We start from the raw sequence: 13872 nt of genomic DNA on the forward strand, positions 1-13872 counted from the left end.
GTGCTATTTGTTAGCGTAGGGCTTCAGTGATATAGTCTGCGCCATCTGATCCTAATTAGTCGGCTTTATAAGATCAGATATGCCGTGGTTTGACACGGCTTTTTTTTGTATAGGCTTCAGTATTCCTGAGTACCGTAAACCCTGTCAGGGAATAAGAAACGCGTGATGTTGTCTGCTACTCAACCACTTAGCGAAAAAATGCCAGCTCATGGCTGTCGTCATGTTGCGATCATTATGGATGGCAATGGTCGCTGGGCAAAAAAGCAAGGGAAGATTCGTGCCTTTGGGCATAAGGCCGGGGCAAAATCCGTCCGCCGGGCTGTCTCTTTTGCGGCCAACAACGGTATTGAGGCGCTAACGCTGTATGCCTTTAGTAGTGAAAACTGGAACCGACCAGCGCAGGAAGTCAGTGCGTTAATGGAACTGTTTGTGTGGGCGCTCGATAGCGAAGTAAAAAGCCTGCACAGACATAACGTGCGTCTGCGTATTATTGGCGATACCAGTCGTTTTAACTCGCGTTTGCAAGAACGTATTCGTAAATCTGAAGCGTTAACTGCCGGGAATACGGGCCTGACGCTGAATATTGCAGCGAACTACGGTGGACGCTGGGATATCGTCCAGGGAGTCAGGCAACTGGCTGAAAAGGTGCAGCAAGGAAACCTGCAACCGGCTCAGATAGATGAAGATATGCTCAACCAGCATGTCTGTATGCATGAACTGGCCCCTGTAGATTTAGTAATTAGGACTGGGGGAGAACATCGCATTAGTAACTTTTTGCTTTGGCAAATTGCCTATGCCGAACTTTACTTTACGGATGTTCTCTGGCCCGATTTCGATGAACAAGACTTTGAAGGGGCGTTAAATGCCTTTGCTAATCGAGAGCGTCGTTTCGGCGGCACCGAGCCCGGTGATGAAACAGCCTGATGGGGGTCGCTTTTGCTGAAGTATCGCCTGATTTCTGCTTTTGTTTTAATACCCGTTGTCATCGCGGCGTTGTTTCTGTTGCCGCCGGTGGGGTTCGCCATTGTTACGTTGGTTGTCAGTATGTTGGCGGCATGGGAATGGGGACAGCTTAGCGGTTTTACCACTCGCTCGCAGCGAGTTTGGCTGGCGTTGTTGTGCGGTTTATTACTGGCGCTGATGCTTTTTCTGTTGCCGGAATATCACCGAAATATTCATCAACCGCTGGTTGAAGCCTCGCTTTGGGCATCGCTTGGCTGGTGGGGTGTCGCATTACTGTTGGTGTTATTCTATCCCGGTTCCGCGGCGATCTGGCGTAACTCCAGAACGTTGCGCATTATCTTTGGCATATTAACCATTGTTCCCTTCTTTTGGGGCATGCTGGCATTACGGGCCTGGCACTATGACGAAAATCATTACAGTGGCGCGATATGGCTGCTCTATGTCATGATCCTGGTTTGGGGGGCTGACTCCGGGGCATATATGTTTGGCAAATTATTTGGCAAACATAAGCTGGCGCCGAAGGTTTCTCCGGGCAAAACCTGGCAGGGCTTTATCGGTGGACTTGCTACCGCAGCAGTCATCTCATGGGGTTATGGGATGTGGGCGAATCTCGATGTTGCGCCTGTCACCTTGCTCATTTGCTCCATTGTCGCAGCGTTAGCCTCTGTGCTCGGTGATTTGACCGAGAGCATGTTTAAGCGTGAAGCAGGAATCAAGGACAGCGGTCATTTAATTCCAGGACACGGCGGTATTTTAGATCGTATTGATAGCCTGACGGCTGCGGTGCCGGTCTTTGCTTGCCTGTTGTTGTTGGTATTCAAGACGCTTTAACGGAAGGTATTATGCTGAGTTTTCTCTGGGATTTGGCTTCGTTCATTGTTGCGCTGGGTGTACTTATCACCGTGCATGAATTTGGTCATTTCTGGGTTGCCCGGCGTTGTGGTGTTCGCGTTGAGCGTTTCTCAATAGGTTTTGGTAAGGCGCTCTGGCGCCGTACTGACAAACTTGGCACCGAGTATGTCATCGCCCTGATCCCTTTGGGCGGTTATGTCAAAATGCTGGATGAGCGGGCAGAACCGGTCGCTCCAGAGTTTCGCCACCAGGCTTTCAATAATAAATCTGTCGGTCAACGTGCGGCGATTATTGCCGCAGGTCCGGTTGCAAACTTCATTTTTGCTATCTTTGCCTACTGGTTGGTTTTTATCCTTGGCGTGCCCGGCGTTCGTCCGGTAGTTGGCGAAATATCGCCCAACTCGATAGCTGCGCAAGCACAAATTGCACCTGGTACGGAACTAAAAGCCATCGATGGTATCGAAACGCCTGATTGGGATGCCGTGCGTTTGCAACTGGTCGATAAAATTGGCGATGAAAGTACCACTATCACGGTCGCGCCATTTGGCAGCGACCAGCGGCGGGATGTAAAGCTCGATTTACGTCAGTGGGCGTTTGAGCCAGACAAAGAAGATCCGGTATCTTCGCTAGGGATTCGTCCTCGTGGGCCGCAAATTGAACCTGTACTGGAAAATGTGCAGCCAAACTCAGCGGCAAGTAAGGCCGGTTTGCAAGCAGGCGACAGGATCGTTAAAGTCGATGGTCAGCCATTAACACAATGGGTGGCGTTTGTGATGCTTGTCCGGGATAACCCGGGCAAACCTCTGGCATTGGATATCGAAAGGCAGGGGAGTCCCTTGTCTTTGACATTAGTCCCGGAGAGCAAACCGGGTAATGGTAAGGCGATTGGTTTTGTCGGCATTGAACCGAAAGTCATTCCTTTGCCAGATGAGTATAAAGTTGTACGCCAGTATGGGCCGTTCAACGCTGTCGTCGAAGCCACGGATAAAACGTGGCAGCTGATGAAGCTGACGGTCAGTATGCTGGGAAAATTGATCACCGGTGATGTGAAGCTGAACAACCTCAGTGGGCCGATCTCTATCGCCAAGGGGGCTGGGATGACAGCGGAACTCGGGGTTGTTTATTACCTGCCGTTTCTTGCGCTTATTAGCGTGAACTTAGGGATAATCAACCTGTTTCCGTTGCCCGTGCTTGACGGGGGGCATCTGCTGTTCCTTGCGATCGAAAAGATCAAGGGCGGACCGGTATCCGAGCGGGTTCAAGACTTTTGTTATCGCATCGGCTCGATTCTGCTGGTGCTGTTAATGGGGCTTGCACTTTTCAATGATTTCTCTCGGTTATGAGAGTTAGTTAGGAAGAACGCATAATAACGATGGCGATGAAAAAGTTGCTCATAGCGTCGCTGCTGTTTAGCAGCGCCACCGTATACGGTGCTGAAGGGTTCGTAGTGAAAGACATTCATTTCGAAGGCCTTCAGCGTGTCGCCGTTGGTGCGGCCCTCCTCAGTATGCCGGTGCGCACAGGCGACACGGTTAATGATGAAGATATCAGTAATACCATTCGCGCTCTGTTTGCTACCGGCAACTTTGAGGATGTTCGCGTCCTTCGTGATGGTGATACCCTCCTGGTTCAGGTAAAAGAACGCCCGACCATTGCCAGCATCACTTTCTCCGGTAACAAATCGGTGAAAGATGACATGCTGAAGCAAAACCTCGAGGCTTCTGGCGTGCGTGTGGGCGAATCTCTCGATCGCACCACCATTGCTGATATCGAAAAAGGTCTGGAAGACTTCTACTACAGCGTCGGTAAATATAGCGCCAGCGTTAAGGCTGTCGTGACCCCTCTGCCGCGTAACCGTGTTGACCTTAAACTGGTGTTCCAGGAAGGTGTGTCAGCGGAAATCCAGCAAATCAATATCGTTGGTAACCATGCTTTCACTACCGATGAACTGATCTCTCATTTCCAGTTGCGTGACGAAGTGCCGTGGTGGAACGTGGTAGGCGATCGTAAATACCAGAAACAGAAACTGGCGGGGGACCTTGAGACCCTGCGTAGTTACTATCTGGATCGCGGTTATGCACGTTTCAACATCGACTCGACCCAGGTCAGTTTGACCCCGGATAAAAAAGGTATTTACGTCACGGTCAACATCACCGAAGGCGATCAATACAAGCTCTCTGGCGTTGAAGTAAGCGGCAACCTTGCCGGACACTCTGCGGAAATTGAGCAGCTAACTAAGATCGAGCCGGGTGAGCTGTATAACGGCACCAAAGTGACCAAAATGGAAGATGATATTAAAAAGCTTCTTGGTCGCTATGGTTATGCCTACCCACGTGTACAGTCGCAGCCTGAAATTAACGATGCTGACAAAACCGTTAAATTACATGTGAATGTTGATGCGGGTAACCGCTTCTACGTTCGTAAGATCCGCTTTGAAGGCAACGATACATCCAAAGATGCTGTTCTGCGCCGTGAAATGCGCCAGATGGAAGGTGCCTGGTTGGGTAGCGATCTGGTCGATCAGGGTAAAGAGCGTCTGAATCGTCTGGGCTTCTTTGAAACTGTTGATACAGACACTCAGCGTGTTCCGGGTAGCCCGGACCAGGTTGACGTGGTCTACAAAGTGAAAGAACGTAACACCGGTAGCTTCAACTTTGGTATTGGCTACGGCACAGAAAGTGGCGTGAGTTTCCAGGCTGGCGTGCAGCAGGATAACTGGTTAGGTACGGGTTATGCTGTAGGTATCAACGGTACTAAAAATGATTACCAGACCTATGCTGAACTGTCGGTAACTAACCCATACTTCACTGTAGATGGCGTAAGCCTTGGCGGTCGTCTCTTCTACAATGACTTCCAGGCAGATGACGCCGACCTGTCCGACTATACCAACAAGAGTTATGGTACAGATGTAACGCTGGGCTTCCCGATTAACGAATATAACTCCCTGCGTGCGGGTCTGGGTTATGTACATAACTCCTTGTCCAATATGCAGCCGCAGGTTGCGATGTGGCGTTATCTCTACTCCATGGGTGAACATCCGAGCACCGCTAACCAGGATAACAGCTTCAAAACAGACGACTTTACGTTCAACTATGGGTGGACCTATAACAAGCTCGACCGTGGTTACTTCCCGACCGATGGTTCGCGCGTCAACCTGACGGGTAAAGTAACCATTCCTGGATCGGATAACGAATACTACAAAGTGACGTTAGATACGGCGACCTATGTACCGATCGACGATGATCACAAATGGGTTGTTCTGGGACGTACTCGCTGGGGCTATGGTGATGGTTTAGGCGGTAAAGAGATGCCGTTCTATGAGAACTTCTATGCCGGTGGCTCCAGCACCGTGCGTGGCTTCCAGTCTAACACCATTGGTCCAAAAGCGGTCTACTTCCCGCATCAGGCCAGTAACTATGATCCAGACTACGACTACGAATGTGCGACACAGGACGGAGCGAAAGACCTGTGTAAATCTAATGATGCCGTAGGGGGTAACGCCATGGCGGTTGCCAGCCTCGAATTCATTACCCCGACGCCGTTCATTAGCGACAAGTATGCCAACTCGGTCCGTACCTCCTTCTTCTGGGATATGGGGACTGTTTGGGATACAAACTGGGATTCCAGCCAATATTCTGGATATCCGGACTATAGTGATCCAGGCAATATCCGTATGTCTGCGGGTGTCGCGTTACAATGGATGTCCCCATTGGGGCCGTTGGTGTTCTCCTACGCCCAGCCGTTCAAAAAGTACGATGGAGACAAGGCAGAACAGTTCCAGTTTAACATCGGTAAAACCTGGTAAGTGTTCTCCACAAAGGAATGTAGTGGTAGTGTAGCGATGACTTTAGGCGATCTTGTGTAAGATCGCCGGGCCACGCAAAGAACTGCACCTTCCGGTGCAAATGGGATGGTAAGGAGTTTATTGTGAAAAAGTGGTTATTAGCTGCAGGTCTCGGTTTAGCACTGGCAACTTCTGCTCAGGCGGCTGACAAAATTGCAATCGTCAATATGGGCAGCCTGTTCCAGCAGGTAGCACAGAAAACCGGAGTTTCCAACACGCTGGAAAATGAGTTCAAAGGCCGTGCCAGCGAACTGCAGCGTATGGAAACTGATCTACAGGCTAAAATGAAAAAGCTGCAATCCATGAAAGCAGGCAGCGATCGTACTAAGCTGGAAAAAGACGTGATGGCTCAGCGTCAGGCTTTTGCTCAGAAAGCACAGGCCTTTGAGCAAGATCGCGCACGTCGTTCCAACGAAGAACGCGGCAAACTGGTTACTCGTATCCAGACTGCTGTGAAATCCGTTGCCAGCAGCCAGAGCATCGATCTGGTTGTTGATGCAAACGCCGTTGCTTACAACAGCAGCGATGTAAAAGACATCACTGCCGACGTACTGAAACAGGTTAAATAAGTAATGCCTTCAATTCGACTGGCTGATTTAGCGCAGCAGTTGGATGCAGAACTACACGGTGATGGCGATATTGTCATCACCGGCGTTGCGTCCATGCAATCTGCACAAACAGGTCACATCACGTTCATGGTTAATCCTAAATACCGTGAGCATTTAGGCTTGTGCCAGGCGTCTGCGGTTGTGATGACCCAGGACGATCTCCCTTTCGCGAAAAGTGCCGCGCTGGTAGTGAAGAATCCCTACCTGACTTATGCGCGCATGGCGCAAATTTTAGATACCACGCCGCAGCCCGCGCAGAACATCGCACCCAGTGCAGTGATCGACGCGACGGCAAAGCTGGGTAGCAATGTCTCAGTTGGCGCTAACGCGGTAATTGAGTCCGGCGTTGAGTTAGGCGATAACGTGATTATCGGCGCTGGCTGTTTCGTTGGTAAGAACAGTAAGATTGGCGCAGGCTCGCGTCTTTGGGCAAACGTCACCATTTACCATGAAATCCAGATCGGCCAAAATTGCCTGATCCAGTCAGGAACTGTGATAGGCGCGGACGGTTTTGGTTATGCCAACGATCGTGGCAACTGGGTGAAGATCCCACAAATTGGTCGCGTAATTATTGGCGATCGCGTGGAGATCGGCGCATGTACCACTATCGATCGTGGCGCGTTGGATGACACGGTGATCGGCAATGGCGTGATCATTGATAACCAGTGTCAGATTGCACATAACGTCGTGATTGGCGACAATACGGCGGTTGCCGGTGGCGTCATTATGGCGGGCAGCCTGAAAATTGGTCGTTACTGCATGATTGGCGGTGCCAGCGTAATCAACGGGCATATGGAAATATGCGATAAGGTAACGGTTACGGGCATGGGTATGGTGATGCGTCCCATCACAGAACCTGGCGTCTATTCCTCAGGCATTCCGCTGCAACCCAACAAAGTCTGGCGCAAAACCGCTGCACTGGTGATGAACATTGATGACATGAGCAAGCGTCTGAAAGCGCTTGAGCGCAAAGTTAATCAGCAAGACTAACGTTCCATCTTTTGTTCGCCAAGCTTTACGGCCTGTCTCATTCTTACGATTGTGGCAGGCCGTGTTATTATTGTCGTTTCTTATATTTTGACAGGAAGAGTATCTTGACTACTAACACTCATACTCTGCAGATTGAAGAGATTTTAGAACTTTTACCGCACCGTTTTCCGTTCTTACTGGTAGATCGTGTGCTGGATTTTGAAGAAGGTCGTTTTCTGCGCGCGGTAAAAAATGTCTCTGTCAATGAGCCATTCTTCCAGGGCCATTTCCCTGGGAAACCGATTTTCCCGGGCGTGCTGATTCTGGAAGCTATGGCACAGGCAACGGGGATTCTGGCGTTTAAAAGCGTAGGAAAACTGGAACCGGGCGAGCTGTACTACTTCGCCGGTATTGACGAAGCGCGTTTCAAGCGCCCGGTCGTGCCTGGCGATCAAATGATCATGGAAGTCACTTTCGAAAAAACGCGCCGCGGCCTGACCCGTTTTAAAGGGGTTGCTCTGGTCGACGGTAAAGTAGTTTGCGAAGCAACGATGATGTGTGCTCGTAGCCGGGAGGCCTGATACGTGATTGATAACTCCGCCTTTGTGCATCCAACCGCCATTGTGGAAGAGGGTGCGACGATTGGCGCCAACGTCCACATTGGTCCTTTTTGTATCGTTGGACCCCATGTCGAAATTGGTGAGGGTACCGTACTGAAATCTCATGTTGTCGTGAATGGTCATACTAAAATTGGCCGCGACAATGAGATTTATCAGTTCGCCTCCATCGGCGAAGTTAACCAGGATCTGAAATATGCTGGCGAACCGACCCGTGTGGAAATCGGCGATCGTAACCGCATTCGCGAAAGCGTCACCATTCATCGTGGTACAGTCCAGGGCGGTGGATTGACGAAGGTGGGCAGCGACAACTTACTGATGATCAATGCGCATATCGCGCACGATTGTACGGTAGGTAACCGCTGCATCCTCGCCAACAATGCAACGCTGGCAGGGCACGTATCAGTAGACGACTTTGCGATCATCGGCGGTATGACAGCAGTCCATCAGTTCTGCATCATTGGTGCGCACGTGATGGTTGGCGGTTGTTCCGGCGTGGCACAGGACGTCCCTCCTTATGTTATTGCGCAGGGTAACCACGCAACGCCGTTTGGTGTCAACATCGAAGGGTTAAAGCGTCGTGGATTTAGCCGTGAGGCGATTACCGCTATCCGTAATGCGTACAAGCTGATTTATCGCAGCGGTAAAACGCTCGATGAAGTGAAACCGGAAATTGCTGAACTGGCGGAAACATGGCCGGAAGTGAAAGCCTTTGCCGATTTCTTTGCTCGCTCAACGCGCGGTCTGATTCGTTAATGGCTGAGCAGCGTCCATTAACGATTGCCCTGGTCGCCGGAGAAACCTCCGGCGATATTCTGGGCGCCGGTTTAATCCGTGCCCTGAAAGAACGTGTGCCCAACGCTCGTTTTGTGGGGGTTGCCGGGCCGCGGATGCAGGCTGAGGGCTGCGAAGCCTGGTACGAAATGGAAGAGCTGGCGGTGATGGGCATTGTTGAAGTGCTCGGTCGCCTGCGTCGTTTGCTGCATATTCGTGCTGATCTGACAAAGCGTTTTGGCGAACTGAAGCCAGATGTTTTTGTCGGCATTGATGCGCCTGACTTCAATATTACCCTCGAAGGCAATCTCAAAAAGCAGGGTATCAAAACTATTCATTATGTCAGTCCGTCCGTTTGGGCGTGGCGACAGAAACGCGTTTTCAAAATAGGCAGAGCCACCGATCTGGTGCTTGCTTTTCTGCCTTTCGAAAAAGCGTTTTATGACAAATATAATGTGCCGTGTCGTTTTATCGGTCACACCATGGCTGATGCCATGCCGTTAGATCCTGATAAAAACGCCGCGCGTGATGCGTTGGGGCTCCCTCATGATGCCCACTGTCTGGCATTGTTACCGGGCAGCCGTGGTGCGGAAGTGGAGATGCTCAGCGCCGATTTCCTGAAAACCGCTCAGCTTTTGCGCCAGACGTATCCTGATCTTGAGATCGTGGTGCCGCTGGTAAATGCTAAACGCCGCGAGCAATTTGAGCGTATCAAAGCAGAAGTCGCACCGGATCTTTCGGTTCATCTGCTGGATGGGATGGGCCGCGAGGCGATGATCGCCAGCGACGCGGCACTGCTGGCATCGGGGACGGCGGCACTGGAGTGTATGCTGGCGAAATGCCCGATGGTGGTGGGCTATCGTATGAAGCCTTTCACCTTCTGGCTGGCGAAGCGACTGGTAAAAACAGATTATGTCTCGCTGCCTAACTTGCTGGCGGGAAGAGAGTTAGTCAAAGAGTTATTGCAGGAAGAGTGTGAGCCGCAAAAACTGGCTGCGGCGCTGTTGCCGCTGTTGGCAAATGGTAAAACCAGTCACACGATGCACGACACCTTCCGCGAACTGCATCAGCAGATCCGCTGCAATGCCGATGAGCAGGCGGCACAGGCCGTTCTGGAGTTAGCACAATGATCGAATTTGTTTATCCGCACACGAACCTGGTTGCGGGTGTGGATGAGGTCGGGCGTGGGCCGTTGGTTGGCGCGGTTGTTACTGCTGCCGTGATCCTCGATCCGGCGCGTCCGATTACCGGGTTGAATGATTCCAAAAAGCTGAGCGAAAAACGCCGTCTGGCGCTGTACGAAGAGATCAAAGAAAAAGCGCTAAGCTGGAGTCTGGGCCGCGCAGAGCCTCATGAAATCGACGAGCTGAATATTTTACACGCGACCATGCTGGCGATGCAGCGTGCCGTCGCTGGGCTACATATTGCGCCGGAATATGTATTGATTGATGGGAATCGCTGTCCGAAATTGCCTGTGCCGTCGATGGCAGTAGTTAAAGGCGATAGCCGCGTGCCGGAAATCAGCGCCGCGTCTATTCTGGCGAAAGTAACGCGTGACGCTGAAATGGCAGCGCTGGACACCGTATATCCGCAATATGGTTTTGCCCAGCATAAAGGGTATCCAACGGCTTTTCATCTGGAAAAACTGGCTGAATACGGTGCGACTGAGCATCATCGGCGCAGTTTTGGGCCTGTCAAACGCGCACTGGGACTTGCGTCCTGATTCTTGTGTCGAGATTAAGTAAACCGGAATCTGAAGATGTCTGAACCACGTTTCGTACACCTGCGGGTGCACAGCGACTACTCGATGATCGATGGCCTGGCCAAAACCGCGCCGCTGGTAAAAAAGGCGGCGGCGTTGGGTATGCCTGCACTGGCGATCACCGATTTCACCAACCTTTGCGGTCTGGTGAAGTTCTACGGAGCGGGACATGGTGCAGGGATTAAACCCATCGTCGGGGCGGATTTTAACGTCCAGAGCGAACCGCTGGGTGATGAGTTAACCCACCTGACAGTGCTGGCTGCGAACAATACCGGCTATCAGAATCTGACATTGCTGATCTCAAAAGCGTATCAGCGCGGGTATGGTGCTGCCGGGCCAATCATCGATCGCGACTGGCTTATCGAATTAAACGAAGGACTGATCCTTCTTTCCGGTGGACGCATGGGCGACGTTGGTCGCAGCCTTTTGCGTGGCAACAGTGCGCTGGTAGATGAGTGTGTCGCCTTTTATGAAGAACATTTCCCGGATCGTTATTTTCTCGAACTGATTCGCACTGGCAGGCCGGACGAAGAAAGCTATCTGCACGCGGCGGTGGAACTGGCGGAAGCGCGCGGTTTGCCTGTCGTGGCGACCAACGACGTGCGTTTTATCGACAGCAGCGACTTTGACGCGCACGAAATTCGCGTCGCCATTCATGATGGATTTACTCTCGACGATCCCAAACGCCCGCGTAACTATTCGCCGCAGCAATATATGCGCAGCGAAGAGGAGATGTGCGAGCTGTTTGCTGACATCCCCGAAGCCCTTGCCAACACCGTTGAGATTGCCAAACGTTGTAACGTGACCGTGCGTCTTGGTGAATACTTCCTGCCGCAGTTCCCGACCGGGGACATGAGCACCGAAGATTATTTGATCAAACGTGCAAAAGAAGGGCTGGAAGAGCGTCTGGCATTTTTATTCCCTGACGAGGAAGAACGTCTTAAGCGGCGCCCGGAATATGACGTACGTCTGGATACTGAACTCCAGGTTATCAACCAGATGGGGTTCCCCGGCTACTTCCTTATCGTAATGGAATTTATCCAGTGGTCGAAGGATAACGGCGTACCGGTAGGACCGGGCCGTGGTTCAGGTGCGGGGTCACTGGTGGCCTACGCGCTAAAAATTACCGACCTCGATCCGCTGGAGTTTGACCTGCTGTTCGAACGTTTCCTTAACCCGGAACGTGTCTCCATGCCTGACTTTGACGTTGACTTCTGTATGGAGAAACGCGACCAGGTTATCGAACACGTGGCGGACATGTACGGTCGCGATGCGGTATCGCAGATTATCACCTTCGGTACGATGGCGGCAAAAGCGGTGATCCGCGACGTAGGCCGCGTGCTGGGGCATCCGTACGGCTTTGTTGATCGTATCTCGAAACTGATCCCGCCCGATCCGGGGATGACGCTGGCGAAAGCGTTTGAAGCAGAGCCGCAGCTGCCGGAAATCTATGAAGCGGATGAAGAAGTTAAGGCGCTGATCGACATGGCGCGCAAACTGGAAGGGGTTACCCGTAACGCCGGTAAACATGCTGGTGGGGTGGTTATTGCACCGACCAAAATTACCGATTTTGCGCCGCTTTATTGCGATGAAGAGGGTAAACATCCGGTCACCCAGTTTGATAAAAGCGACGTTGAATACGCCGGGTTGGTGAAATTTGACTTCCTTGGCCTGCGTACGCTCACCATCATCAACTGGGCGCTGGAGATGATCAATAAGCGGCGGGAGAAGAATGGTGAGCCGCCGCTGGATATCGCCGCGATCCCGCTGGATGACAAGAAAAGTTTTGACATGCTGCAACGCTCGGAAACCACCGCGGTATTCCAGCTTGAATCGCGCGGCATGAAAGACCTGATCAAGCGTCTGCAACCTGACTGCTTCGAAGATATGATCGCACTGGTGGCGCTGTTCCGCCCCGGCCCGTTGCAATCAGGGATGGTGGATAACTTTATCGACCGTAAACATGGTCGTGAAGAGATTTCCTATCCAGACGTGCAGTGGCAGCATGAAAGTCTGAAACCGGTACTGGAGCCGACTTACGGCATTATCCTGTATCAGGAACAGGTCATGCAGATTGCCCAGGTGCTTTCTGGCTATACCCTCGGCGGTGCAGATATGCTGCGTCGTGCGATGGGTAAGAAAAAGCCGGAAGAGATGGCCAAGCAGCGTTCTGTATTTGCCGAAGGTGCGGAAAAGAACGGGATCAACGCTGAACTGGCAATGAAAATCTTCGATCTTGTGGAGAAATTCGCTGGTTACGGATTTAACAAATCACACTCTGCGGCCTATGCTTTGGTGTCATATCAAACGTTATGGCTGAAAGCGCACTACCCGGCAGAGTTTATGGCGGCGGTAATGACCGCCGATATGGACAACACCGAGAAGGTGGTGGGTCTGGTGGATGAGTGCTGGCGGATGGGGCTGAAAATCCTGCCGCCAGATATAAACTCGGGTCTTTACCATTTCCACGTCAACGATGACGGCGAAATCGTGTATGGTATTGGCGCCATCAAAGGGGTGGGTGAAGGCCCGATTGAGGCCATCATCGAAGCCCGTAATAAAGGCGGCTACTTCCGCGAACTGTTTGATCTCTGCGCCCGAACCGACACTAAAAAGCTGAACCGGCGAGTGCTGGAAAAGCTAATCATGTCCGGGGCGTTTGACCGCTTGGGGCCGCACCGCGCTGCGTTGATGAACTCGCTGGGCGATGCGTTAAAAGCGGCTGATCAACACGCGAAAGCGGAAGCCATCGGTCAGGCCGATATGTTTGGCGTGCTGGCGGAAGAGCCGGAGCAAATTGAGCAATCCTACGCCAGCTGCCAGCCGTGGCCGGATCAGGTGGTGCTGGATGGGGAGCGCGAAACGTTGGGTTTGTACCTGACGGGACACCCTATCAACCAGTATTTAAAAGAGATTGAGCGTTATGTCGGAGGCGTAAGGCTGAAAGACATGCACCCGACAGAACGTGGTAAAGTCACCACGGCCGCCGGGCTTGTTGTTGCTGCGCGGGTTATGGTCACCAAGCGCGGTAATCGTATCGGTATCTGCACGCTGGATGACCGTTCCGGGCGCCTCGAAGTGATGTTGTTTACTGACGCCCTGGATAAATACCAGCAATTGCTGGAAAAAGACCGCATACTTATCGTCAGCGGACAGGTCAGCTTTGATGACTTCAGCGGCGGGCTTAAAATGACCGCTCGCGAAGTGATGGATATTGACGAAGCCCGGGAAAAATATGCTCGCGGGCTTGCTATCTCGCTGACGGACAGGCAAATTGATGACCAGCTTTTAAACCGACTCCGTCAGTCTCTGGAACCCCACCGCTCTGGGACAATTCCAGTACATCTCTACTATCAGAGGACGGATGCACGTGCGCGGTTGCGTTTTGGCGCGACGTGGCGTGTCTCTCCGAGCGATCGTTTATTAAACGATCTCCGTGGCCTCATTGGTTCGGAGCAGGTGGAACTGGAGTTTGACTAATAC

General features: G+C 52.0%; 11 protein-coding genes. All 11 read left to right on the top strand.

Features of this window, described 5'->3' with window-relative positions:
• Positions 1-165: 165 nt before the first annotated feature.
• The 11 genes from ispU to dnaE all read left to right on the top strand — a co-directional run bounded on the left by ispU (position 166) and on the right by dnaE (position 13869).
• Positions 166-924 (top strand): (2E,6E)-farnesyl-diphosphate-specific ditrans,polycis-undecaprenyl-diphosphate synthase, encoded by a 759-nt coding sequence (gene ispU, locus PS053_RS19055; protein WP_010338877.1) that lies wholly within the window; start codon positions 166-168, stop codon positions 922-924.
• Between the two features lie 12 nt (positions 925-936).
• Positions 937-1794 carry a phosphatidate cytidylyltransferase gene (cdsA, locus tag PS053_RS19060; RefSeq protein WP_000922459.1) on the top strand — a complete coding sequence of 286 codons (858 nt, stop codon included), beginning with the start codon at positions 937-939 and terminating at the stop codon, positions 1792-1794.
• An 11-nt stretch (positions 1795-1805) separates the two neighbouring features.
• Entirely contained in the window at positions 1806-3158 is a 1353-nt protein-coding gene (gene rseP / locus PS053_RS19065; RefSeq protein ID WP_059227833.1) for a sigma E protease regulator RseP, read from the top strand.
• Positions 3159-3187: 29 nt separating this feature from the next.
• The gene (gene bamA / locus PS053_RS19070; protein ID WP_001240910.1) at positions 3188-5620 is read left to right on the top strand and encodes an outer membrane protein assembly factor BamA; all 2433 of its coding nucleotides are present in this window, start codon (positions 3188-3190) and stop codon (positions 5618-5620) included.
• Positions 5621-5742: 122 nt separating this feature from the next.
• Positions 5743-6228, top strand: a complete 486-nt coding sequence (skp, locus tag PS053_RS19075) for a molecular chaperone Skp (RefSeq protein WP_000758953.1) — start codon at positions 5743-5745, stop codon at positions 6226-6228.
• A 3-nt stretch (positions 6229-6231) separates the two neighbouring features.
• A complete protein-coding gene (gene lpxD / locus PS053_RS19080) occupies positions 6232-7257 on the top strand; it encodes a UDP-3-O-(3-hydroxymyristoyl)glucosamine N-acyltransferase (RefSeq protein ID WP_001139293.1) in 1026 nt (341 codons plus the stop codon).
• Between the two features lie 104 nt (positions 7258-7361).
• On the top strand, positions 7362-7817 hold the full coding sequence (gene fabZ / locus PS053_RS19085) for a 3-hydroxyacyl-ACP dehydratase FabZ (RefSeq protein WP_000210739.1): 456 nt from the start codon (positions 7362-7364) through the stop codon (positions 7815-7817).
• Between the two features lie 3 nt (positions 7818-7820).
• Positions 7821-8609 (top strand): acyl-ACP--UDP-N-acetylglucosamine O-acyltransferase, encoded by a 789-nt coding sequence (gene lpxA / locus PS053_RS19090; protein WP_000566781.1) that lies wholly within the window; start codon positions 7821-7823, stop codon positions 8607-8609.
• Complete coding sequence (gene lpxB / locus PS053_RS19095; RefSeq protein ID WP_256878675.1) at positions 8609-9757, top strand: lipid-A-disaccharide synthase; 1149 nt, start codon at positions 8609-8611, stop codon at positions 9755-9757. Before lpxA ends, lpxB begins: the two co-directional genes overlap by 1 nt.
• Positions 9754-10350, top strand: a complete 597-nt coding sequence (rnhB, locus tag PS053_RS19100) for a ribonuclease HII (RefSeq protein ID WP_059234963.1) — start codon at positions 9754-9756, stop codon at positions 10348-10350. Before lpxB ends, rnhB begins: the two co-directional genes overlap by 4 nt.
• Before the next feature lie 36 nt (positions 10351-10386).
• Positions 10387-13869: a DNA polymerase III subunit alpha gene (gene dnaE / locus PS053_RS19105; protein WP_001294809.1), complete on the top strand. Its 3483-nt coding sequence runs from the start codon at positions 10387-10389 to the stop codon at positions 13867-13869.
• Positions 13870-13872 lie beyond the last annotated feature (3 nt).

It is taken from the genome of Escherichia albertii (assembly GCF_028622335.1).
Classification (GTDB): domain Bacteria; phylum Pseudomonadota; class Gammaproteobacteria; order Enterobacterales; family Enterobacteriaceae; genus Escherichia; species Escherichia albertii.

What these genes read in the sequence shown, in the direction of transcription:
- lpxB (WP_256878675.1), top strand. Translation starts at nt 8,609, where the DNA reads ATGGCTGAGCAGCGTCCATTAACGATTGCCCTGGTCGCCGGAGAAACC.
- bamA (WP_001240910.1), top strand. Translation starts at nt 3,188, where the DNA reads ATGGCGATGAAAAAGTTGCTCATAGCGTCGCTGCTGTTTAGCAGCGCC.
- ispU (WP_010338877.1), top strand. Translation starts at nt 166, where the DNA reads ATGTTGTCTGCTACTCAACCACTTAGCGAAAAAATGCCAGCTCATGGC.
- rseP (WP_059227833.1), top strand. Translation starts at nt 1,806, where the DNA reads ATGCTGAGTTTTCTCTGGGATTTGGCTTCGTTCATTGTTGCGCTGGGT.
- dnaE (WP_001294809.1), top strand. Translation starts at nt 10,387, where the DNA reads ATGTCTGAACCACGTTTCGTACACCTGCGGGTGCACAGCGACTACTCG.
- lpxD (WP_001139293.1), top strand. Translation starts at nt 6,232, where the DNA reads ATGCCTTCAATTCGACTGGCTGATTTAGCGCAGCAGTTGGATGCAGAA.
- rnhB (WP_059234963.1), top strand. Translation starts at nt 9,754, where the DNA reads ATGATCGAATTTGTTTATCCGCACACGAACCTGGTTGCGGGTGTGGAT.